10 protein-coding genes are annotated in these 24,434 nt (G+C 62.3%); 3 read left to right on the top strand and 7 right to left on the bottom strand.

Going from position 1 to position 24,434, the window contains the following annotated elements; translation table 11 throughout:
* Positions 1 to 512: 512 nt before the first annotated feature.
* From JNE37_RS20735 to JNE37_RS20750, 4 genes are all read right to left on the bottom strand, one after another.
* A complete protein-coding gene (locus JNE37_RS20735) occupies positions 513 to 16,451 on the bottom strand; it encodes a DUF5801 repeats-in-toxin domain-containing protein (RefSeq protein ID WP_203064654.1) in 15,939 nt (5,312 codons plus the stop codon).
* Complete coding sequence (locus JNE37_RS20740; protein ID WP_203064655.1) at positions 16,421 to 17,806, bottom strand: hypothetical protein; 1,386 nt, start codon at positions 17,804 to 17,806, stop codon at positions 16,421 to 16,423. Before JNE37_RS20740 ends, JNE37_RS20735 begins: the two co-directional genes overlap by 31 nt.
* 201 nt (positions 17,807 to 18,007) lie before the next feature.
* Entirely contained in the window at positions 18,008 to 18,637 is a 630-nt protein-coding gene (locus tag JNE37_RS20745) for a hypothetical protein (RefSeq protein WP_152572013.1), read from the bottom strand.
* Between the two features lie 464 nt (positions 18,638 to 19,101).
* Positions 19,102 to 19,641 carry a hypothetical protein gene (locus tag JNE37_RS20750; RefSeq protein ID WP_203064656.1) on the bottom strand — a complete coding sequence of 180 codons (540 nt, stop codon included), beginning with the start codon at positions 19,639 to 19,641 and terminating at the stop codon, positions 19,102 to 19,104.
* A gap of 458 nt (positions 19,642 to 20,099) precedes the next feature.
* Between JNE37_RS20750 and JNE37_RS20755 the strand changes: the two genes are divergently transcribed.
* Positions 20,100 to 20,279: a hypothetical protein gene (locus tag JNE37_RS20755; protein WP_203064657.1), complete on the top strand. Its 180-nt coding sequence runs from the start codon at positions 20,100 to 20,102 to the stop codon at positions 20,277 to 20,279.
* 31 nt (positions 20,280 to 20,310) lie between these two features.
* Positions 20,311 to 20,802, top strand: coding sequence for a HEPN domain-containing protein (locus JNE37_RS20760; RefSeq protein WP_203064658.1), 492 nt, complete (start codon positions 20,311 to 20,313; stop codon positions 20,800 to 20,802).
* Between the two features lie 212 nt (positions 20,803 to 21,014).
* On the opposite strand, the gene JNE37_RS20765 is transcribed toward JNE37_RS20760, so the two are convergent.
* Together JNE37_RS20765 and JNE37_RS22695 are read right to left on the bottom strand one after the other, a co-directional pair.
* Positions 21,015 to 22,208 (bottom strand): glycoside hydrolase family 15 protein, encoded by a 1,194-nt coding sequence (locus JNE37_RS20765; protein ID WP_246513704.1) that lies wholly within the window; start codon positions 22,206 to 22,208, stop codon positions 21,015 to 21,017.
* Positions 22,100 to 23,314, bottom strand: a complete 1,215-nt coding sequence (locus JNE37_RS22695; RefSeq protein ID WP_246513390.1) for a hypothetical protein — start codon at positions 23,312 to 23,314, stop codon at positions 22,100 to 22,102. Before JNE37_RS22695 ends, JNE37_RS20765 begins: the two co-directional genes overlap by 109 nt.
* 168 nt (positions 23,315 to 23,482) lie before the next feature.
* Between JNE37_RS22695 and JNE37_RS20770 the strand changes: the two genes are divergently transcribed.
* Positions 23,483 to 23,680 carry a DUF2934 domain-containing protein gene (locus JNE37_RS20770; protein WP_203064660.1) on the top strand — a complete coding sequence of 66 codons (198 nt, stop codon included), beginning with the start codon at positions 23,483 to 23,485 and terminating at the stop codon, positions 23,678 to 23,680.
* A gap of 45 nt (positions 23,681 to 23,725) precedes the next feature.
* Here JNE37_RS20770 and JNE37_RS20775 read toward each other — a convergent pair whose 3' ends face one another.
* Positions 23,726 to 24,421: an ROK family protein gene (locus JNE37_RS20775; protein ID WP_203064661.1), complete on the bottom strand. Its 696-nt coding sequence runs from the start codon at positions 24,419 to 24,421 to the stop codon at positions 23,726 to 23,728.
* Positions 24,422 to 24,434 lie beyond the last annotated feature (13 nt).

Here is a 24,434-nt window from a genome sequence, read left to right on the forward strand (position 1 = left end):
CGGTATCGAGCCGATCGGCCGCTTTCAGCAGGACTTCCGCCCGCAGATATTCGAGCTGCTGGGAAACTGGCGTTAATGCGCAAACTCTCTCGCCGCATCTAGGCACCGACGCACCGACACTCGGCGTATTGCACTGGCTAAGACACTGTGGATGATCTTCGAATGCGCATGGTAGACGCCTGAAAATTCGGTGGTTTCCGATGATGCGAACGGTCACCGAACCGAGGGTGGCCGTCAGTCGGGCAGACTGATCGATCATTTCGTGCAAAAGGGCCGACCAATCAACGAACCGACCGGCCCCCCTAGCGAAGAGGAAGCGCCTCTACCATGTGCGCTCGGACCCGCGGAGCACATGGCCAGGCTTTTTACGCCGGCATGATCCGCTCCCCGCTTCTCTTGCGGGAGAGATAGTTAACTCCCGGGGACGAAGGCGCGTTCATCGAGCGCGAAGCTTGATCAGTGTCCACAGTTGCAGAATGGCCCGCGAGAGCGGGCCATTCTTTCGAGCACGGCTAGATTTGGTTCGCTAGAACCACCTGGTGTATTGTGCCATCGGCGTCGTCGAAAATGATCTTCACGGTGTCCGGTGCCGGGTGATTGTCGGTACCGAGAGTTGCGACTGCCACGAAGTCCTTTCCTGCGCCCGTGCCATCGGTGTCGACGCTCAACACGCCGGTCGTGGCGTCATATTTGACGTAGTCATTGACGTGACCGCCCGGGGCCACCGAGAAGAGTTCGGTGAGATCGATCTTGTCTCCTTCGCTCCCATGGTAGTCGACGATCAAGTCAGCCACGCTCGCATCCGACAACTTGAACGTGTCCGCGCCAGCGCCGCCAGTAAGCGTGTCGAACCCCGCACCGCCGAAGAGGATGTCGTTGCCATCCCCACCCACGAGGAAGTCGTTACCCGAGCCACCGATGAGGATGTCATCGCCACCATTGCCGTTGAGCGTATAGCCGCCCACCGTTGCGGGAGTCGTGTCGACAGCGGGCGCCTCATGGTTCGTCGCGCCTACTGTATTCGTCACCGTTCCGTTTGCCGTGGGCGACAGCCACCGATCCTCGGTACCCGTCGAGGTGGCAGAAATGCTCAACTCGGACGGCGAGATAATCGTGAACTTGTTCGAGCTGGAGTCGTAGCTAGCCGTGAAATGGGCCGCAGTCAGCTGGGTGACTAGGTCCGCAGCGGCGCTATCGAAGCGTCCCTCGTCTCCGCTGCCGCCTGTGGCATGTCCGACGAAGTCCGGCCATCCGGAAATGCTGATCTTGATGTTCTCTCCACTTCCCGTGCCAAAGTCGTCGATGCTGTCATAGAAGTCGATCGTATACTTCCATGGGTCGCCAGCAGCATTCACGATCCCGGCTGCCACGGCGAACGTGACTCCCGGGTTGCCGGACAAGGTCACGCTGCCGCCGCTGTCAAGATTGTTACTGCTCCAGGAGCCTCCCTTGGCAGCCAAGGCATTTCCGACCAGAGCTCTGAGAGCGTCATAGACGTTTTCGCCTGATCGAGCATTGGACGCCACGGTGTGGGTGTAGCTCGTTCCGTCAATAGTGAGGGAAACCTTGTCGCCAGCATCGTATTGCTTGGCGAAGGTAATCTTCGTTGATTGCGCCGTTGCGTTCGAGCCGGCGGCGACCACGATGTCGTTGCCGTTACCGCCATCGATGCTGCCCGAGCTGTCCCTCACGACATCAACCGAGCCGGTGGCTGCTGAGACGCCGTTGGTGACATTGTACTTGAACGAGCCACCCGAAGAGCTGCCGGAGTCGGTGATCGAAACCCCATCACCAACCAGCGATGCAGACAGGCTGCTCTGATTGCTCAAGCTGGTGATGTGCAGGCCAGCCTCGCCGGTATCGTTGGCGAGGAGTGCCCATTCCGGCACCACGAACGCCGTGCCGTTGCCGGCATTTGTAACGATCCGGTCGGCACCGGCCACGGTTGGATCGAAGGTGGCGATACCGAATTCGGGCTGAGCGACATAGTCGTTCTGCGCGTTCCCGGCCGTATCCTTGGCGCCCGTCACATCGATAGTGATGTTGGAGAGCGTGGCGTTGGTATCCACGACCGTATAGGTGGCCGTGTAAATCGTGTTGCCATTACTCCAGACACCACCCGTCAGCACCAGAGCACCCGCGAGATCCTGGCCAAATGTCAGGTTCGGATTGGCCGAGGTGTCCATGGCCTCACTGAACTTGACCGTGACCACAAACTCGCCCGGGCCGATATCGGTACCCGTAAGCAGAGTGTCGTTGACGCTGACGTCGAGGACATTCGGGGCAACGTGATCGACCACACTGAGCGTGATCTTGAGGTCGGCGGTCGCCTTGTCGCCGTCACCATCGCGGATGGTGTACTTGAAGGTTTCCGCGGCCCCGGTCGGAACGTCAGCGCCGTCGGCCGTCAGCGTATAGGTGTAGCTGCCGTCCTTGTTAATGACGAGCTTGCCGTACTGACCTTCGATCTCGAAATTGCCTGAGCCATTGGCAGTCGTGTCACTCTGGTTGCCGAAGGCGATGCCTACGACTTCAACCCCATCGGCACCGGTATTGCCGGTGGTGACGTCACCCGTCGTCTTCAGGTCGCCCACAGCCGAAACAAAGCTGGCACGGAGGAGGAACGCGTTGGAAGCATTCTCGGTCGTGCTGATCTGCGTGACCGGTGTGCCATCCGGATTGTTAGCCGGGACAAAGCCCAGGATGTTGAGCGTATAGGGCTGGCCCGCGATGTTCACCGTCGCCGTGGAGTTGGAGATGGTGATGATGTCGTTATCGCGGCTGTCGCCCCAATTGTTCGGAGTCTCGTTGTGATTGAAGTTGATTGTTACCGGACCAACGACAGTCGAGACGCCGTTGATGATGGCCGTGAACGTCACCTGCAGCTTAACGCTTTCCAGCGTGTCGCCCGAGACCGGGAAGTTGAAGTGAGTGAACGTGCCCAGCGTGAAGGCGTCGTTGGTAACCAGGCTGTTCAGGTTCGCCGCCGGAGCGTCCACGAACCCATAGCCTGAACCGCTTCCGTTCGGCCAGCGAATCTCATCGGTCGAGCCGTCGCCATCGCGGTCATAGCTGACCGGGTTGGACGAACCACTCATATCGACATTGGTCCACTTGGCAACAACGTTGGAGACGCCCAACTCATCAACGTTGATAGTCAGCGTCGATTCCGCCGCGTTCGCCACCGGTACGTCGTCGATCACGGCCACGCTCACATTGTTGAACGTGTGGGTGTCATTGTCGCTGTCAGTCGCCTTGAACACACCGTCGAGGTTGATCGAGACAGTCCCTTCAACGTCGTCAGCGGCGTTGATCGCGTGGTGGTCTATATTGTCGAGCAGGGTGAACTTGAACTCACCGGTGCTCGAGTTGAGCTCCACCTTGAACACGCTGCGGTCGACAGCCGGGTCGAAGCCCGCCCCCGCAACATTGACGTAACCATAGAGCACGCCGCCATTCATGGCGAACAACACCGGCTGGCCTTCCGACGTCAGATTGGCCCCGCCTACCAGCGAGACCTGGCCGCTCACGGTATTGAAGCCGTAGGTAACGGTGCCGTCGCCGCCCGTGAGCATGTCATGTAGCTCACCGGTGACGATGTTGGTGGTCACGCCGAGATTGCCCGCCGTGTCCTTGTCGTTGCCGTTCGCCGAGTTGGTATCGTCTAGCCCCCCCGCAAGCTGCTCCTCTTCGACAACGCCGGCAAACGTGCCGACCTGCTGGAAGGGCGTGTTGGCGTCCTTGACGGTGATCGACTGGGTAGCCTGCGACGGATCGCCGTCACCGTCCACGATCCGGTACTGGAAGCTAGCATTCACATCGGAATGGCCCGCGGTGCTCACCGGCTTGAAGGTCCAGTTGCCGTCGGCATCGAACGTATAGGTGCCCTTGCCGGCAACGACGTGTGAACCGGCTATGGCAACCCACGTGCTGCCATTGTCGAACGAGACATGGGTCAGGGTAGCACTGTCTGCACCCTGCGCGTCATTAGCCAGCACATTGCCGCTGATGCCGGCTACACTGTTCTCAAGCACCTCCTGCGCAATGTCATTGACTGCCGTTGGTACGTCGTCAACGATCGAGATCACCAAGTTGCCAGCCGGGGCCGCATCACCATCGGTGTCAGTCACCACAACCGGGAACGTCACCGAGGTGTCGTCGCCCGAGGTATTGTCCAGTAGCTCGTAGCTATAGTGGATCGTGCCGACGCCGGTGTTCGAGTTGAACACGTAGTAGGCGGTCAGAGCACCCAGGCTATCGGTGAACGTCTGGGCGACCGAAGTGAGTGCGTGCCCACCCAGTGAGATCGAGCCAACGCCATCGACCGAATTGAAGCCGATCGTGCCAGAGGTCTTCTCGGAGTCCGTCGCCGCGGCCGAACCGGCGGCTTCGCCAGAGCGAGCTTCCAGGCCGGATTCCGACACCTGCGTGCCGGCTTCGCCAGCAGCTGGGATCGTTACAGTCGGGGCAGAGTCCGCCTGCAGAGTGATCGTGACGGTAGCTACCGACGGGTCACCGTCGCCATCAACGATCTGATATTGGAACGTAATTTCACCTTCTTCACCGGGAGCCGGCGTGTAAGTGAAGGTGCCATCGTCGTTATAGATCACCGAGCCAGCGCCGGTCAGCGAATCGGCCACCAGGCTGATCTGATCCAGTGCCACGCTATCCGCACCCTGCACGTCGTTGCCGAGCACATTGACCACAACCGCCTGGTTCTCAACCGACTGCGTCTTAGCGTCGTCAACTGCCGTCGGAGCATCGTCGGCGATCGCGATCACTAGGTTGCCAGCAGGGGCCGCGTCTCCATCCGTATCGGTGACGACGACAGGGAACGTCACCGAGGTGTCGTCGCCCGAAGTGTTATCCAACAGCTCGTAGCTATAGTGGATCGTACCCACGCCGGTGCTCGAGTTGAACACGTAGTACGCAGTCAGAGCGCCCAGGTTATCGGTGAAGGTCTGCGCCACCGTGGTGAGTGCGTGCCCACCCAACGAAACAGAACCGACACCATCGATCGAGTTGAACCCGATCGTGCCAGAGGTCTTCTCAGAGTCGGTCACCGCAGCCGAACCGGCGGCTTCGCCGGAGCGAACCTCGAGGCCTGCTTCTGACACTTCCGTTCCATCTTCGCCAGCGGCGGGGATCGTTATGGTCGGCTCCGAGTCGGCCTTAAGCATGATGGCCGCCGTCGCAACGGAGACGTCACCATCGCCATCGACGATCTGATACTGGAATGTCACCTGCCCTTCCTCGCCAGCGGCCGGCGTGTAGGTGAAGGTGCCGTCGTTGTTGTAGACCAGCGAACCGAGACCAACGAGCGAGTTGGCAACCAGGGTCACCTGCCCGAATGCAACGCCGTCGGCACCCTGGACATCATTGGCCAGCACATCAACCACCACCGGCGCATTTTCGACCAGTTGCGTGACCAGGTCCGCCATAGCCGTCGGGCCGTCGTCGTTGATGCTCACCTGGAGCACGCCTGCGGCGGTGCCACCGTTGGCGTCCGACACTGTCACGGCGAAGTCGTCGTTGACCTGGTCGGCAATGCCGCGATCGCTGTCGCCATCGGTGCCCACGATGATGTCGCCGTGGTCGCTCGTGGCGGCAGTGAGGGTGTAGGTGTAGTGCACGACCTTATTGACGGTATCGATGCTGTCGATGTGCAGCTTGCCGTAGGCGCCATCGATATTGGTACCCACCGCGATGGCCACGCCATTGATCTTGATGGTCGTGGCGCCTTCACCGTCGGTGTAGGCGAACGCGCCGGTCGTACGTTCGCCGTTATTGTTATTGGGAACATTATCGGCCAACTCGGCACTGCCGTTTGGCAGCCCGGCTTCGTCGACAACCGTGCCGGTCGACCCCGTCTGCGGCAGCGTCAGGGTCGGCAGCTGATTGGAAACGTGCACGTTGATCAGGCCGCTCTCCGCATCGCCATCGCCATCGGTCACCGTCAGCTTGAAGCCGAGGTCGATCTGGGTGGGGCCGGAGGTGCCAACAGTTACGCCTTCCAGGTCGATCTTGGCCTTGCCGTCGATCATCAGGAACTCGACATAGTCGATGGTCTTGCCGGCCGGGGCCGTAATGATCAGGTTCGCAGTTGGGTCGCCAATCTCTGAAACCGAGGCGAACGTGCCATCACTGAAGCGAACGACATAGGCGATCTTGTCACCCGTGCCAGCACCGAGGTTGAACTCGATGCTGGAGGGCGAGACGACGGATGTGGTCGATGGCGTTTGGCCGTTGACATCGGCAATCGTGCCGAAATCAAAACGCGTAAGTTCGTTGGAGTCGAAATTGGCGTTGTTGACGCCCCAGCCGTTGGTCGATCCGCTGATATCGGCGGCACTGACGCTAGGTGCTCCTCCGCCGAGCCAGTTCGTCAGGTTTTCGGGTGACGCCTGCCACTTCCAGCCGCTAAGCACCGCTACTTCCGTGCCGTTTACGCCGCCGGTGGTCAGGACCTGATAGTTTGTGGGGCCGGCGCCGTGTGCGGTGGATGCCGACACCAGCAGTTGCTGCTGGTCGCCGAAGTCAATCGAGCCGAGCATGTTGAAGACATACTGGCCGGTGGCGGCATTGAGCGTAACGGTGAAGATCTGCGCGTCGGCCGGCGGCTCGCCATTATACGTGCCGGTATAGGCCACGAGGCGCGAACCATCATTGCTGGTCCAGTAATGGACGGCTTCACCGCCCGACGTGAGCCCCTGGGGCGGGACGCTGCCAGCAAGGCTTGCCCCGCCGATGCCGTCGGCGCCAGGATGGAATTCGAACGAGCCGGTGTGAGAGGCAACGCCGTTGCCGACGTTGATCGCCTCGACCGGGCCGAGATCCGGGGTATCGTCGTTGACCTTGACCGAGAGCGTGCCGGAGGCCTCGTCGCCATCATTGTCGGTAACGGTGTAATTGAAGACGAGGTTGAGATTGTCCTCGTATTCGATTTCCGTCGCGCCGGTGTTCGGATCGTTGGTCAGCGGGTGCGCCAGCGGCAAGTTCATGGTGAGCGTATAGGCACCCGTCGCGTCCACCACGAGGGTGTAGACGGTGTGGCTGATGCCACCGACCATGATCGTGCCGGTCAAGGTGCCGCCCTGCCCGTTCACCGTCCAGGCGGACGACACGGCATGGGTGGAAGCTATGCCCTGGCCATCCACAAAGATCGCCGAGAGCACACCGGCCGGCCCGGTTTCACCGGCAGCCGTCAGACCTGAGACGACGATGGACTTGAGGCCATCGGCACCCGCCGTGATCGGGAGCGTACCGGAAACCATCGAGGCCTTTTCCGGATCGTCGACGTCGCCATTGGCGCCGTTGACTGTGATCCCGCCCGACTGGCCTTCATCATCGAGGATGATCGAAGCCGTGGCATTGCCGGCTGTTGGATCGGAGTCCTGGAAGGAGAGCTGGCTGCCCAAATCGATATGGCCGGAAGCCTTGTCGCCGTCACCATCCGTAGCTGTCGCCGTCAGGATGATCTTGCCGCCGGCAATGCTGACAACCTGATCGGCGCCATTGCTGCCATGCTGGAGAACGCGCTGCTGGTCGAGCGTCACGGTACCGTTGGCGTCAACGGTGAGGCGGAATACCACCGCGCCGTTACTGTCGCCGATGCGGCCCTCAACGGCACCACCGGAGGTCGTATAGAGCAGGACGTGCTGGCCCGTTGCGCCATCGACGAGACCGCTGTCGGTCCCCTGCGCGCTAACTTCGAGCGCATAGGAGGCCGAGCCGCCATCCGCGCCGAAGTCGAAAGTGAAGGCCGAGGCAAAGCTCTTGGAGTCATCGCTCCCAAGCGTAGCATCACTCACCGACAAGCCGGCGATTTCGACATTGCTGGTTGTGACTGTGGGCACGTCGTCGTTGAACTCGATCTTCAGGGTGCCGGTCGCCGTATCGGCGGCCGACGTGTCGGCGTCAGAGTCACCAACGGTGTAGTCGATCGAGACGTTGACGCTGGCTTCGGTGTTGTCGCCCGCGGTATGCGCTACCGGCAGAAACAGCTTGAGGTCATAAGCGCCAGTCGCGGCGTCGGTGATCTTGATCTCGAAGAGATTCGAGCCCGCACGGGCGCCGCTGACGATGGTCGCGGTCAAGACGCCAGCCGCCCAATGATACTGAACCGTCTCCTGGCCGACAGTGTCGGTCTGGCCGTCCATGCCGGCGAAGCTATAGACCAGCGCGCCGTTGCCACCGCTGCCAGGCAGCGTGCCGGAGAAGGTGGACTCGTTGTTGTCCGGATCAGGCGTAACGGCGATGTCGCCGGCACCGGCATTGGCGTTGCCGCCGGCCAGACCGTCGTCATCGACCGCGGCGAAGGCTTCGCCGGCAGTCGGGGCGAAGTTGGACTCCTTGACCGAGAACACCACCAGCCCATCGCCCAGCGAAATCCCGTCCCCGTCGCCGTCACGGGCAACGATGAGGGAGCCGAAGTCGAGGTTGAGGCTGCTGGCGCCGTTGTGGTCGAGCGGCGCATAGAGCGTCAGCACGGCCTTGCCGTTGACGATCGTCAGCTCGAACACCTTGGCGTTGTCGTCCGTGAAGCCGGTCACCGTGGTGCCGTTCGAGGAGATGTGGACTTCCTTGCCTTCGGAATTGATCGAACCGAAATCGCGATCGGCGAAGGTCTGGAACGAGAAGGCACCATCGGCAAGGGCCCCGTCGGCGCCGAAATTGACCAGCGGCATCAGGTCAACCTGGGCAGAGGTCGTTTCGGCAGGCGCCGTGACGACCTGGCTCACGCCCATGTTGTCAACTACGACGTAGCCGGCAAAGTTGCTCGGCGGCACGATTTCCAGTCGTGCGAGGGCAAGACCATCGAAAACCGTGCCTGTCGCATCAAAAACTGACACTGGGGTCGTGGTCACGGGATGGACCGTTTCGACCTTGAACGTACCAAGGGCAATCTGGGTCCCGTTGGCATCGTAGCCGATCAGGGTCACTTCCTTAACACCGGTATACGCGCCGTTCATGCCGATGGCGGCTGTGTCGAAGGTGAACGTCGTGCCGGGCTTAGCGGTGAAGACGATGGCATTGGAGCCGCTGTTAGCGGGCGGTCCCTGAAGCGTGTAGTCGTTGACAAAGTTGGCGACGACGGAGCCATCGTTAACTGACAGATTAGGCCCAAGATCAGGAGCCTGGCCGTTAACGCCATTGAAGTCGTAGAGGACTTCGACGGTCGAAGTCGTCGGCATGCCCGGCTCGTCCATCTCGGTCGCGGCCGGAGCCTGGGTGATGGCATCCGGGGTGTCGTCATCGACGTTGATCGAGATCGTGCCGGTGGCCTTGTCGCCATCGCCATCGGTGATGGTGAAGCCGAAGTCCAGCAGCAGGTTGTCTTCGAATTCGGTCTCGGTCTCCGAGGTCGCCGGATTGTCCGTCAGCGGATGCACCAGCGGCTGGAGCAGGTTGAAGGTATAGTTGCCGTCTGCGTCGATGGTGAGCGTATAGGCGTTGTGGCTGACGCCACCGACCATGATGGTGCCCGTCAGCGTACCGCCGGCGCCCGAAGCGCTCCAGGTCTGGGTCACGTCGTACTGCGTGCCGACATGGGTGGTCGGGTCGACGTAGATAGCCTTGAGGCCAGCAATGCCGCTCGCCACGATCGACTGCAGGCCATCAGCGCCGGCATCGAACACGATCTTGCCGGAGGCGACCGTGCCCGAGCCGTCATCGCCGGGGCCACCCTGGATGCCGACGACAGTCGAAACGACGTCCTCGTCATCGAGCGTCGAGCCATAGACGGCCTTGAGGCTGACATTGTCGAGCAGCGCGCCGTTTTCGTTCTCGGCGCCCGTGCCGGCAAAGCCGAGCACGGCATTGGGGCCGGTGGCGGTAACAGTCAGCGTGATCTGATGCCAGGTGCCGCTCGCATACTCGCTCGATCCTGGCGGGATCGAGAAGACCTTGTGGCCTTCGAAATAGACATCCATGCCGCTCGAATCCGAGCCATCGCCGCGCGGCGCATACCAGAAGGTGAGCTGGTAGGTCTGGCCGGCTTCGGTGCCAGCGATCGTCTGCTGGATCGTGGCATTGGTATGGACCGGATCGGGCGTGTCGTGCGGGTTGCCGTTGCCCTCGGTGTCGCCATCGAGCTCGATGAGCGCGTTGCCGTCATTGGGCGCAAGGCCGCCAGCGCCGCCGGTCTGGACTTCGAACGGAATGCCATCGGCGCCCTTCGTCCAGCCATCGATGCTGCCATAGATCTCCCAGGCGGAACCCGTGAGCCCATGTCCGAGCTCGAAGCTGCCGTTGACGATCAGGTCCGGACCAAGCGTGGCCGCATTCGGCACAACCTGAATGACAGTCGGGCCGTCATCCTTGAAGACGATGGAGGCGCCGATATCGACCGACTTGGTGGTCGTGTCATGGTCGAAGTCGGTTGCCGTCACCTCGGCGCGCACGACCCCGTGGAGGTCGATGGCGTCATTGGCGTCGGTGCCATCAGGGTGCTTGAGCGCGAGGTACTGGGCCACGCTCACGTGGCCGGTGGCATCGATCGCAATCGCGAAAGCCGCGGGGCCGCTGCCATCCGCTAAGGTACGACCGACGATCAGGCCATCTTCAAGGAAGAGGTAGATGTGCTGGCCGGAAGTGGTGGAAAGGCCGGAGTCCGTGCCATTGCCCCCGTTGATCGTCAGCGAGACCGAATAGGTGAAGCCGTCATCGGCTCCGCCCACCGAGTTGTAGGTGACAACGGGGTTGCCGCCATTGGTGGCATAACCAAGCGCGCTTGACGCGTTGGTGACGCCGCCGAAGAGGTCGGCAACGGCCTGGGCGGAGGTATCGTTCTCCTGGAGCCCGGCGGTCTCGTCGCGGACGACTGCGGCGCCGCTCGCATGGAGATCGAAGGCCGGCACGTCGTCGGTGACATTGACCGTCACCTTGCCCGCCAGGGACACCTTGTCGCCATCGCCGTCGGTGGCCTCGATGATGGCGCCGAAATCGATCGCCAGCGAATCCGAGTTTTGTGCGTGATCGATCTGATCGGAGAGCTTGAAGGTGAAGTCGCCGTTCGCGCCGATTTCGAGCGTGAAGAGCGTGTGGCCAGCGGCGGTCGCCGTCAGGGTATTCCCGACGATGCTGTAGCTCACGACCTCGGCGTGCGAAGTGAGGTTAAGCCCATTCAAGGTGGCAAGCGCATCGGCGGCAAAGCCGAAGCCACCGCCGGCAGCCGGGCCATCCGCACCGAAGTCCACGAGACCTGCCAGCGAACCGGTCGCCGAAGCGGCGCCGGCACCTGCGACGGACTCACTACCCGCGGACCATTCCGTCCGGATCAGGGCTTCCTCGACCGTGATCGACACCGAGTCTTCACCAGCAACCGGGCCATCGTCCTTGAACGAAATAGCGGAACCGATATCAACCTGCTTGCTGACGGTATCGCCGTCGAAGTCGGTGATCGACACAGCGACGCGCACGAGGCCGTTGAGCGAAACCGACTCGTCGTTGTTGGTCGTATCCGGGTGCTTGAGCGAGAGATATTGCGCGATGCTCACATGGCCGGTGCCATCGATGGCGATGGCGAATGCCGCCTGCCCGCCTGCGATGCGACCGACGATGAGGTCACCTTCGACGTAGAGCGTGATCGGCTGGCCGCTGGTCGTCTCAAGACCCGAAGCCGTGCCGTTGCCGCCGACGATTTCGAGCGCGACGACCGTATGCGAGACATTGCCGTCGTCGTCGGCGCCCATGCCCGTCGCGATGGTGACGAGCGGTGCATCCGAGGCGTTCGTGGCGTAGCCGAGTGCCGTCGGGGCGTTCGCGACGCCACTGAAGAGCGCGGCGACGTCCGAGGCGGTGGTGTCATTGCCCTGCTGGCCGGCGCTTTCGTCGATCACGATAGTCGTGTCGCCGTTCCGCTCCGCCTTGAGATAGGGAATGTCGTCGGTGATGTTGACCGTCACCTTGCCATCCAGCGAGACACTGTCGCCGTCGCCGTCAGTAGCGACGATGACCGAGCCGAAATTGATGGCCAGGTTGTTCTCGTCGGCCATGCCGGGGGTGGGAGCCTGGTGGTCGAGCTGGTCATAAAGCCTGAAGGTGAAATCGCCGTTGGCGCTGATTTCCAGCGTGAAGACCAGGTGATGCGAACCGGTCGAGGAGATCGCGGTGAGCGTATTGCCCGAAACCGAGTAGATCAGGTCATCGCCGTGGGCCGTGAGCCCGAGCGCCGTCAGAGTCGCAACGGCATCGGCGCTGAAGCCGAACCCGCCATTGGCGCCAGGACCGTCGGCACCGAAATTGACTAGGCCAGCGAGCGAGCCGCGGGCAACGGCGACGCTGCCTTCGGTGTCGTCGATATGCTCGGTATCCGAGCCATCGGCATTGCCGTCGTTCGGGCTGGTGCCCGCCGAATAGGCCGAAGAGATGTCGTCTTCGTCGACCGTGATGGACACCGAACCTTCGCCGGCCACCGGGCCGTCATCCCTGAAGACGATGGAAGAACCGATATCGATCTGCTTGCTGACAGTGTCGCCATCGAAGTCCGTGATCGACACGGCGGCGCGGATGAGGCCGTTGAGCGAAACCGACTCGTTGTCGCTCCCGGTATCCGGGTGCTTGAGCGAGAGATATTGCGCAATGCTGACATGGCCGGAGCTGTCGATAGCGATGGCGAAAGCCGCCTGCCCGCCCGGGATGCGGCCAACGACCAGGCCATCCTCAACGGAAAGCGTGATGGCCTTGCCGTCGGTAGTCTCGAGGCCCGAAGGCGTGCCGTTTCCGCCGACGATCTCGAGCGCAACGGTGAGCTTGGCAGCATCGTCCGCGCCCGAACCGGTCACGATGGTGACGAGCGGAGCATCGGCGGCATTGGTCGCGTAGCCGATGGCAGTGGACGCATTGGCGACGCCGTTGAAGAGCGCCACCACGTTCGCATCGGTGGTGTCGTTGCCCTGGAGCCCGGCGGTTTCATCGATGACGATGGAGGTTTCGCCGTTCTTCTCGGCCTGGAGATACGGAATGTCGTCGGTGACGTTGACCGTCACCTTGCCATCCAGCACCACGCTGTCCCCGTCGCCATCGGTGGCGACGATGACCGAGCCGAAATTGATGGCCAGGTTGTTCTCATCAGCCGTGCCGGGCGTCGGCGCCTGGTGGTCGAGCTGGTCATAGAGCCGGAACGTGAATTCGCCATTGGCGCCCAGTTCGAGCGTGAAGATCGTGTGGTTGGCAGCGGTCGCGGTGAGCACATTGCCCGATACGCTGAAGCTGAGCGCATCGCCATGCGAAGTCAGCCCCAGCGCAGCCAGGGTCGCCGCCGCATTGGCAGTGAAGCCAAACCCGCCATTGGCCCCCGGGCCATCGGCACCGAAATTGACCAGACCAGCGAGCGAGCCACGTGCCACGGCGACATTGCCAACCGTGTCATCGAGATGTTCGGTGTCCGAGCCGTCGGCATTGCCGTCGTTCGGGCTGGTGCCGGCCGAATAAGCCGACGAGATGTCATCTTCATCGACGGTGATGGAGACCGAACCCCTGCCCGCCACCGGACCGTCATCGCGGAACACGATCGCCGTGCCGATATCGACGGTCTTGGAAACGACGTCGCCATCAAAGTCGGTCGCGGTGACGACGGCCTGGATGTGCGTGCCCAGATTCACCGCATCGTTCGGATTGGCCGAGTTGGGATGCTTGATGGAGAGGTATTGGGCAATGCTCACGCGGCCGGCATCGTCGATGGAGATGGCGAAGGCCGGCAGGTCGCCCGGATCGGCATGACCATCATTGTTAAGGTCGATGCGGCCGACAATCAGGCCGTTTTCGACATAGAGGCGGATCGGCTGCCCCTCTGTCGTCTCAAGGCCGGAAAGAGCGCCGTTGCCACCTGCCACGGCCAGCGCGACCGTGAAGGTCAAGCTGTCGTCGGCACCAACACCGGCAAAGGCGACCACCGGCTGGCCGCCGCGCGCATAACCCAGCGCGGCGTCAGGCACCACGCCCGCGACGCCAGCGAACAACGCGGCAACCGCCGGCGAGGTGGTATCATTGCCCTGGTTGCCGGCGCTTTCGTCGCGCACGACATTGTGGCCGGTGGCTCCTGCAACGAATGCAGGGATGTCGTCGGTTACGTTGACGGTAACCTTGCCATCGAGGGTCACGCTGTCGCCGTCGCCATCGGTGGCGGTGATGATGGAACCGAACTCGAGCGCCAGATTGTTGTAGTCGGCGCTGCCCGGGGTGGCCGGCGCAGCGTGATCGAGCTGGTCGTAGAGCTTGAAGGTGAAATCGCCGTCAGCATCCAGCTGGAGCGTGAACACCTTGTGACCGCCGGCGCTGGCGGTGAGGGTGTTGCCGGAAAGAGCATAGGTCAGCGTCAGTCCGTGCGAGGTATAGCCCAGCGCCGCCATGGTCGAGGCGGCATTGGCGGCGAAGCCGAAGCCACCGCCAGCGGCGGGGCCATCGGCGCCGAAACTGACGAGGCCGGCAACCGAGCCAGACGCGGTGGCCGGCATGCCATTGGGCCATTCGAAGGGGCCGGTGTTCGAACCGTCGCCTGTACCATCGAGCGGGCTGCTGCCCACGGACCACAACGTCGCGATATCGCCTTCGTCGACGGTGATCGAGGTCGAACCACCGGTGCCAACCGGGGAGTCGTCGTCCACCGAGACAGTGAACGAGCCGTTGACGGCGTCGCCATCGGAATCGGTCGCGACGAAGTTGAACTTGAGCGAGATGTTGTCTTCCGTGCCGCTCTGCGGGTGATCCAGCTTGTCGAGCAGGATCACGCGGAACGCGCCCTGCCCGTCGTCAGAAAGGCTGACCTCCATGACGACCCGATCACCGGCCTTGCCGATGAGCACGGTGCCATCCTCGTTCGCGGTGAAGACGACGGCGACGCCGCCAGAGGTCAGCGTAGCGTTGAGAGTAACGGGATTGGCAGGATCGAAGGTGACGCTGCGGTCGCCCACGCCATCGGGCTTGTCCTGGACATAGCCGCCCGTGCCGGACGTGCCGTCGGCGCCGCTATCGACGCCATCGGAGCCCCAGCTGATGTGGAGCGAGCCGCCGACGACGGCGAGCCCTGCATCGTCGCCGACGCCACCCGGATTGCCGTTCTGGAGCGCATCTTCATCGAGGATGAAGGACTGGCTGAGCGAGATATTGGCGAGATAGGTGCCGTGGTGCCCTTCAGTGCCGGGGCCATCCACCGGATTGGTGCCGGAGGTACCGACTTCCTTGAAGGTCAGCTTGTCGAGCTGCGCGTTGCCAGTCGCGGTCACGACGTAGGAATAGACCTGCATCGCGTTGGAGGGATCGATCGTGGCGATCAACTGGTCGCCCCAATAGACTTCGAGCCGCGCCGTTTCCGGGAACGGAGCGCCGGCTTCGAATTGGATGGCGTAGGTCGTGCCTTGGGTCAGGCCGGACACTTCCTGCGAGATCTGCATGTTGCCCGGGGAGGCAGCCATGTCGATCATCGGGGCGCCGCCGGAGGCGACCATGTTGAGATAACCGCTACCGACGCGCTCGAGTTGAGCCGTCTCGGCACCGTTCGAGGTCATCTGCCAGCCGGCGATGCCATCGTTGTCGATGCCGCCGTAATTGCCCTCGCCCCAGGATTGATGGTTGAGGAAATCCCCTTCGCCACGGAAGTCGCCATTGACGAGGAAGTTCTGCCCGCCGGAGCCGGCACCGATCACCGGCACGTCATCCTGCACGCTGATGGTGAAGGAGCCCGGACGCAGCCCATTGAGGGCGTCGCCATCGGCATCCGTCACGACGATGGCCGAGGAGAAGTCGATTGCGGAAACGGAGGTCGAGCCGTCCGCCGAGGTGCGCAGCGCGTGGTTCTCGCCGTCGCCGGCGACGTGATCGAGCTGGTCCTGGAGGTCGAACGACCAGGTGCCATTGGCGTTCACGGTCAGGGTGAACACCGTGCCGGCGGCGGTCGAAGCGGTCAGCGTGTTGCCCACGACCGAATAGGTCACGGCCACGCCATGCGAATAGAGCGTCGGCAGGTTGGCGGTGTCGATGCTGACGGTGAAGGTGCCCGGGCCATCGGCGCCGACCTTGACCATGCTCGACAGCGAGCCCGAAAGCGTGCTGGAGGTTTCGTCGTCGCTGTTGGTGTCGCCCGGCTCCTTGTTGCCGACCTGGTTGTCGCCGGTGGCGGCGCCAGCCATGCCGTCTTCCTGGACGGAGGCTTCGACGCGCGGCGCCTCTTCTCCGCCGATCTGGACCGGCATGTCGTCGTCGACGGTGATCGTAAAGCTGCCGTTCACCGTGTCGCCGTCGAAATCGCGGGCGGTGAAGTCGAAGGTCAGGGAGATGTCGTTTTCGGCGCCGCCCGGAGCGTGGTCGAGGGGGGCGAAGAGCTGGAAGTTGAACTTGCCCGAACCATCGTCCGAGAGCGAGACGCGGAAGACTTCCACCTTCTCGATCTGCTCGCCTTCACCAAAGCGATAGATGAAGCCGCTCAGCACGGAGCCGTCGTTGGACAGCTCCATCGTGACGGCTCGCCGCCGGAATAGAGAGCGCCGGGCACCTGCCCTTCGCTGCCGGTGGCGCCGCCGGCCACGTCGATGGCGGTCGAGGTGAAATAGACCGCGCGGCCATAGAGCTTGCCGTCGACGGTGTCCTGGAGGAAGGAGCCATCCTCGCCGGTGGTGTCGCCGTGGTCGCCGCGATCCGCGCCCCAGGCAATGCCAAGGTCGCCCGTTGCGGATGGCGAGTTGGTCGGATGGTCACCCTCGTTTTCGTCGCCGATACCGCCCGGCAAACCATCTTCATCAACGACGGCGCTGCGCGGGGCTTCGGTGAGGATCGGGCTGTCGTCTTCGATGTTGAGGACGAGGATCGAGCTGGCGCTGCCGCCGCGGCCGTCGCTGACGGTCACGGGGATATTGAGCGTCACCTGGTCTTCGGCGCTCGGATTGGGATGGTCGATCGGGCCCTTGAGCTCGACGACGTAGTGGCCGCCGCCTTCCGAGGTGCGGCCTTCGGTGATGGTGATGCGGATGACTTCAACGCCACCGGCGCGGCCGATGAGCACGTTTTCGCCAGAGGCGTCCCAGACGATGTCGAGGCCGCCCGACTTGAGGGCACCGGCCGGGGCACTCAGGACGAACTGCAGGGCATCATTGTCCGGATCGCTGACCGGGAGCTGGCCCTGGAGCGTCGAGGAATTGGTGGTGTCGTTCGAGCCGAAATCGTCGAGGTTGCCGAAGGCCAGGCCTTCATCGGACACGCTGCCCAGCAACATGCGGGCGCCGCCGAAGCTGGGGCGGCCGTTGACCGCGCCTTCCGGCAGGTCAAAGGTCGGGATGCCGCGGAAGAGTTCGGTCGGCGGCAGCAGGTCGCCGTAGCCGATACCGGGGCCGATGCCGGCGGGGTCGACCCAGCCGAAATTGCCGTGCGAGCCCTCGGCGCCACCGGCGGGGCCGGCTGCGGCCTCTATGCCGTTTTCGGTGAAGAGCTGGGCCACGGTCTGGGCCGGGATCTCAACGGTGCCGATGAAGAGCGTCAGTCCCTGCACGGCGCCGCCGGGGATCACGACGATCGAACCGTCCGGCTGGACGAATTCGAGATCGGCTCCGTTCTGCCGCATCTGGCTGATGTCGGTTCCAGCCGGGAGACGCGCAGTTTCGCCCTCACCGATTTCCACGACGACGCGCTCGGGCGCTGCCGGCGTGTTGGCCTGGGCTACCCGAACGACTTCCGGTGTTGCAGCCTCGACTTGGGGGTTATTGTGGAACTCCTGAGTACCCGCATTGAAAGTAGCGGTGCGCAGGTCTTCGGAAGTCAGGTTCTCAGAAATGACTTCACGATTGGACGAACGGTCGAACTCGTTATTGATAGCCACGATGTCCCCCTGGGGGCTGAAAGCCGGATTAACACTCGATTAATCACGGGTTTCACATCGAAGCCTTTTAGTTGGAAGACCTGTTTTTCGCGGGAGATATAGCCGGTTATACAGTCACCCTACTTTCTTTATTAACCCTAACGGATTTTATAGCCGGCTATGCACCGACCTTTTCTTGCCTCCGATATTTTACAGAATTGTCTAGTACCGGGCCGTGAGGAACAAGGAGACCTGATCGGGCTCAACCAGATCGGTAACGTAGCCGACGAACAGTTCGTCGCAAAATGGCGGTACTCCCACCAACTTCAGGTTCGCTGCGACCCTGCTTTCTCCCAGACGAAGGTGGGCGACCGCGTAGACGCAGTCGGCTGTGTCCCGCAGACGGAAGTTCTGCAAGGGCACTTCGAATTCGACCGCCAGGTCGTCCCTGCCCTCCGCCTCTTCGCCGCACGCCAAACTCAATTGGCGAAAAAACTCCCCGTTCGCGCTGATAAGCTCTCCGCTGTCATTCAATACAGCGGCGGCGACGGGTGCCGACAACAGATACGCCGCCGCAATCAGTGAACTGTCCCCGAACGCCCGAAATCTGCGTGCCGTTGAGATCAACGCTTTGACGATCTCGGCTTGGAGAGGCAGCCGAAGTGCAACTCCTCGCTCCGAATGACCGGCAATCATCCTTTCGATCACCGCCTCCACCGGCCTTCCCTGCTGCGAAGCTAGCTCCTCGACAGCTGCAAGATAAATCGCGTCGAGCAAGATCTCGACGCGCTTGCCTTCGACCATAAAATAACGGCGTTGCGGGTCTTCGGAGGGAGAGTTCTTTTGTGGCATTCTTCGGAATGTAGGCTCGCACGAGTGAGCATACACCTAAAGCACATTCAGCCGGACCGGTAGCGTCATCGGTCACCGAAACCACCAACGCGCATTCAAGGCGCCTCCCTAAAGGAGTCGTGACGTATTCGCCGCGCCGCCCGCGCTCCGGACGTCAGCTGCGTATTTTTTGACCTTTGAAGTCGCGCATCGGTCTCGGGGTCGATGGGCTACTTCGTCCAGGCAGTCCGGCGTTAAATCGTTCATTGTCGAGGCAATGGCGGGAACAAACGACGTCGCCTCGCTACACGTGGCTGCCGCTACGCTAGCCGCGAAAATATCAAGTCCGTTCGTCCTGGCTAGCTTCCCGCCCAGATTCAGCATGACGGTCCCCGGCGGCGGCATTGTCCGCCACGTCAAAGCCCAGATTATGCCCTCGAAGCGCACGCGCTGGCTCGGCGCGTCTCCACAGACATTGCCGGCAGCTATTTTCGGGCAAGCCCGAACGATGGCGCACTACCGATGGCGTCGCGATATTGTTGGGCAGCATCGGCATCGATGCCCCAAGCTGCCGAATTCTCCGGTGTGACCTTGGAGAGCACCTCGGTGATGCTCGCCACCAGTATCTCGCGGTCGCCCTCCGACAGGTCCGCAAAGTGCTCTCGAATTGGTTCCTCAGCCTCGTGGGGCGCGACGTGCTCGCCCATCAACTGTGCGACCAGGTTCTGAATACGTGTTCGTTCGCGCAGTTCGACGCTACGAGGGCGGCGCTGCGTCGCTACCGCGGCGACGTAAGAGGGCGCTGACATCTCGTATGCATCCACGAGCGTCTCGGCCAGCAGAGAGGCATCCGCGAACTCGTAGAAGGATATGAGGCCGGACAGATAGTTACCTCGATTGATCCCGATGAAGGACATCGGCGGCAGGCCGCGCGCCAACAAAGGGATGTTGCACAGCACTCGGCCCACGCGCTTCATCGAATCGTGAAGTGCGAAGGGGCTGCCTTGATGGCGAAAGGTCGGCATGTTACCACAACAAGTGCCGTGTAGCCGGTCGGCAGTGCCCGCCGTACCACTACTCTCCGAAGCGGCAGTACTGTGCTTATTGACTTAACACCCGCCAATTCAGGCGGGTGTTCTTTGGATCTGGGCACCAATCCTTCATAGACAACTTGCTCCTCGTTCCATTCCAATGACAGCCGCATGGTGATACGAGCGGCCTGCCGACGGCCGGCGGAGTGATCCGCAGAAGAACGGCGTCTCCTGGGCCTCGACCTTCTAACTCGAACAAGACCGAGTATGGCTGACAGACCCGCACATGATGCCTTCCAAGCTACGTGTCGACCCTTGACTTCGGCCTTTGCGCTCGCACTATCCGGGCCGAAGGTTCCCTCTGCGACGTGCCAGCATTCCGGTCCGGCAATTGTAATTTTTGCCGATTTGCGGGGAACCGGGCGCAATCTAGGATACGTCGGGAGGTACCCATGTGCACCGATGAACCGATGATCCCGGCCGAACTCGTGCGACTATTGCTCAGACGCAAGGAATTGCAGGACGAGTTGGCAGTCGTTTGCGACCGTATCGACGCCTGTACGATCGAGTTGATCGAGAAGCAAACCGATCCATCGCCCCGCCGCCCCATCAGGAGGCTGTCATTTCACTAGACTCGTCTGCTCCCGGTTCAGGAGATCCGGCATGATTCCGGAATCTTCCGGGGCAACGCCCTTCGGAATCTTTCTTCTCGCGGACGACTTCCTCCAGGCGGCGCGCCTCGTGACCTCCGCCTCCGGATCGCCCGCCCAGGGGCCTGGAAGGTTGCTCAGCTATCACGCTGTCGAGTTGTTTCTGAAGGCGTATCTGCGATCCCGCGGCGAAAGCATAGCATCGCTGCGCGGTCACGGTCATGATCTGGAAAGCATGCTTCGGCAAGCGGAAGCCCTGGGCTTGGTTTCTTCGCCCAAGGTGCGCAAGTTTGCGCGCAAGATTGGATGGCACAATGATTATGTACGGGCTCGCTATCTTGTGACGCGAGCCGAGGGGGCCGATGCGGCCCGGCGAATTCTCGGATGCGCCGAGGAAGTCAGGGAGCAGGTCCGCCGGGCATTGTCCTTTGACGAATTCGGCAATCCGACGGCCACTCATTGGCTGGGGCCGTTACCTGAGGACTATGCGGTGCGCGAAGTTTAGGCTCGGACTGTCGTGTTGGTGGAATGGTCTTGGGGATCGTAGTATCCATAGAACGTTCACGACGAAGCTGCGCCGGCCGTTAGCACTCCGAAACGATGGCCGGCGCGGTGTTGTCCCGACAAGTACCGTTCACGTGCATCTCGCAGAACAACCTTTCCCATCGTGCCTGGGCGTTGTCGATCGCACCACAATCGATGGCATCGGCAGCTCGATCATTTGCCGACGATATCAATCTTGAAGTCTCTCCCGCGCCATTGTTCGCGGGCCGGGTCGAAGAATGTGAATTGCACCGAGCTGATACCCGTCAGCGCCTCCGGATGGAGATGGTAGACGAACATTCCCAAACCGTTCTCGACCAGTTGAACGTCCTTGACCCGTCGCCAATTGTTAAACCCGATATGAAGGGACAAGGGCTGCGTCGCCTCGATCGAGAGGCCTCGCCCGACGGGTAGCCGAGAAAAGGCGCTCGTCTCGCGCCAGTGCCATGTCGCCGCCACCGGCGGCGCCCCGCGATATCGCGTCACCACCGCGTCGAATTGTTCGGCTGGCGTACCAGTCTGGTGCGCCGCCAGCAGCTTCAGGAATTCGCTATGAGCCCAGACCAGTGGCATGGCGCTGCCCGTCGGCTTGCCGGTCTCGAGCCCGAAATCCGTGATGTCGGCACTATCCCATATCTGCTCGGGGATCAGCCCGCCACGCCCCACCATGCGCATCATCGCTTCGAGATAGGGCGTCACGTCCGCCCCCTCGGAAAGAGCAAAATGTCCGCGCTCACCGGTCAGCAACGGCCACAGGCGTCCCACGCCCTGCCCGTCGAACGGCGCGCCGTCTTCGTGCTCGCCATAACCATCGCCATTATAGCGATAATAGCCGATGCCCGCCGGCGTCTGTGCGGCGAGTAGCTTGTCGACCAGCTTCACCGTCGCCACGACCCGCGGATCATCGGCCGATCGCAGGCCGGTGCGGACCAGATAGAGAAACTCCATCCCGATCAGCTCGCCCGCCGGCACATCGCCATGCATGACATTGCGCCGGCTGACGATCCCTTCCGGCCCACCTTCGTCGGGTCGCGGCGCAAGACGGATATAATAGCCCGGCAGCCCGAGATCGCGCCCCAGTCGCCCATCGACCACATAGGTCCAGTCCTCGATGCGCTCGTTCCAGCAATCGGCCAGCGACAGCAGATAGTCGCGGTCGGCGCCCGCGTAATAGTCGGCCGAGGTCACCAACGCCGCCACGACCACCGCCAGCGTAAAGGGGCTCGCCCCGGCATTTTCCTCCCATCTGTCCTGGTCGCTCATCGGGCCATTACGCACGATGAAGTCGATCGCTGTGCGCACCATGGCCATTTCGGGCGGCGAGTTGGTGAGATGCCCCACGGCCCGCAGCTTGGAGGCCAGCAGCACCGGCAGGGCCACTTCATCGAGCTGCTTGCCGGTCCAGTAGCCGCGTCCGTCCGGGTAATAGTTCTGTGCCCAATTGCCTTCCGGCGCCTGCGTTCCGATGAGATAATCGAGCGTGCGGCCGGCATCCTCATACTGGCCCGCAGTGATGAGCGCGAACGCAGCCTCCACCGTGTCGCGGGTCCACACCAGATGATAGCCGCCGGCATCGTCATGGCTCGCCCCCACGGCACGCTGAGGCTCGCCACCACCGCCCCCGCGTAGGTCCGGTCCTCATGCACCTTGATGACCATGGCCGAAAGCTCGGCCGCATGCCGGGTTTCCGGTGACGCGTACGGCAGCTTGAGCGTGCGTCCCCAATTCTCCCAGCCCGAAACGAAGAGCGTGCGCGTTTCATTGTAGTCATCGGCCAACGCCGACCGTGCCAGCGTGCGCGCGCCCTCGGGGGTTTGGGAGAAGCCCAGCGCCAGGATGCCGTTGGATGCCGCCAGTTCCCCCATCAGCGCGATATTGCCGTTGCGCGCCGCCGGATATTGCCAGGTCATCCTGCCGTTGCGGGCAAAATCCTGCCACCCGTCAGACGTCCCGACATAACCCGCGCTCGTCCGCGAGAAGCCCGTGTCCGCGTAGAGACAAAGCGCTGCCTCGCCCTCCGAGGCCATGAGATCGGCTCCGGCAAATCCGGAATTGGTCGGCATGCCGTTGAGATGCGGCGCCACCAGCGCATGCAGCTTCATGCCCTCGCCCGAAAGCGCGAACCTGATCAGCAGCACATCGCGTAGCGGATGGGGCAGGAATTCCAGTTCCAGCCGGAAATCATCGCCCTCATGAACGACGCTGGGCAGCGGAACGTAGGGCCTTGGCAGCGACAACAGATAGCGCTCGGTGCGCTTGACCTCGGTCCAGCCGTTGGGACCGGCGACGATGAAGCCGAGATCGCGAATTTGTGGCCGGCCTGTCGAAGGCCAATAGACCTCGTTAACGATACCGTGCCCTAGCGTCGCCCAGACCCGGCTCGGTCCCAGGGCAGTGGTGACCATGTCCTTGTCGCTCGAGGACCAGGTCGGTGGCGTTCCGGGTCCACCGGGAGCATCCTGCACTTCATCCATGAACAACCTGCCCGATGCTCATTCCCGGCTGATTTTCTGAAAACGCGAATTAGGCCATCCCGGTTGCGGTTCGGCACCATCGCGCAACAGCAACTTCACACCCGGCGCGCGCGTTCTAGCAAGCGCACGATTGAGGGGGAAAATCGAGCGCCGCAGCAGGAGACGCTCATGGACAGGCATACGGAAGACGAGGTCCGGGTAACGGCCTATCAACTTTGGCAGGAAGGCGGTTCGCCCGACGGCCGAGATCAGGAATTCTGGTTCGAGGCGGAGCATCGGCTTCGCGATCACGATGCGCTTGCCGACCAGGCCGTCATCGAACGTCCCATGGTCCAGCCCGAGCGGGTCGATATCGACGGCCGCTAGCGTCGAGTCACAAGAACCGGACGGCCGCGCCCGGTTCTTGCCGCCCTAGACAATGATCGCCGAGTCATTCCACAATCGGAACCCGCCCTTGAAGGCCAGCGTGTTGTCACCGCGCCGGGCGCTGGGCGGCATCTCATCAAGCTTGTCGACATTGCCGCCGCCGATCACGATGTAGTCCGGCTCCAGCGCCGCCGCGAGCCTGTGCACCACATCGGCTACTGCCTTGCGCCATGCTGCCTTGCCGTTTTTCTCCAGCGCCCGCTCGCCAACAAAGTCCTCAAAAGTCTTGCCCTTCTTGTAGGGCAGGTGTCCCAGTTCCATCGGCTGTGCCACCGAATCCACGATCATCGCCGCCCCCAGCCCCGTGCCGAGCCCGAGGAACAACATGCGCCCGCCATCATAGGAGCCGATGGCCTGCATCAGCGCATCGTTGATCACCTTGACCGGCTTGCCGAATGCCCGCCCGAAATCGAAACCTTCCCAGCCCGGGCCGAGATTATAGGGATCGAGCACCACCCGATTATGCACTACGAGCCCCGGATAGCCGACACTGACGCAATCGAAGCTCCAGTCCGCGATCACCGGCTGGAGGCGCGTCATCATGTCCGCGGGCACGAGGTCGGGTCCGGACGCGATACGGCGCTCATCGTCCCCCGAGTTCAGGCGCACCTTGACATGCGAGCCCCCAATATCGATGGCCAGGATGACCTGCTTCTTCTGCGCTACACCGCCTGCATTCATCTTCGTCCTCCAG

It is taken from the genome of Paradevosia shaoguanensis (genome assembly GCF_016801025.1).
Taxonomy (GTDB): Bacteria; Pseudomonadota; Alphaproteobacteria; order Rhizobiales; family Devosiaceae; genus Paradevosia; species Paradevosia shaoguanensis.

Excerpts from the sequence above, each read along its gene's own strand:
- JNE37_RS20735 (WP_203064654.1), bottom strand. The coding sequence starts at position 16,451 with ATGGAGCTGTCCAACGACGGCTCCGTGCTGAGCGGCTTCATCTATCGC.
- JNE37_RS20745 (WP_152572013.1), bottom strand. The coding sequence starts at position 18,637 with ATGCCACAAAAGAACTCTCCCTCCGAAGACCCGCAACGCCGTTATTTT.
- JNE37_RS20750 (WP_203064656.1), bottom strand. The coding sequence starts at position 19,641 with ATGCCGACCTTTCGCCATCAAGGCAGCCCCTTCGCACTTCACGATTCG.
- JNE37_RS20755 (WP_203064657.1), top strand. The coding sequence starts at position 20,100 with ATGTGCACCGATGAACCGATGATCCCGGCCGAACTCGTGCGACTATTG.
- JNE37_RS20760 (WP_203064658.1), top strand. The coding sequence starts at position 20,311 with ATGATTCCGGAATCTTCCGGGGCAACGCCCTTCGGAATCTTTCTTCTC.
- JNE37_RS22695 (WP_246513390.1), bottom strand. The coding sequence starts at position 23,314 with ATGGATGAAGTGCAGGATGCTCCCGGTGGACCCGGAACGCCACCGACC.
- JNE37_RS20770 (WP_203064660.1), top strand. The coding sequence starts at position 23,483 with ATGGACAGGCATACGGAAGACGAGGTCCGGGTAACGGCCTATCAACTT.
- JNE37_RS20775 (WP_203064661.1), bottom strand. The coding sequence starts at position 24,421 with ATGAATGCAGGCGGTGTAGCGCAGAAGAAGCAGGTCATCCTGGCCATC.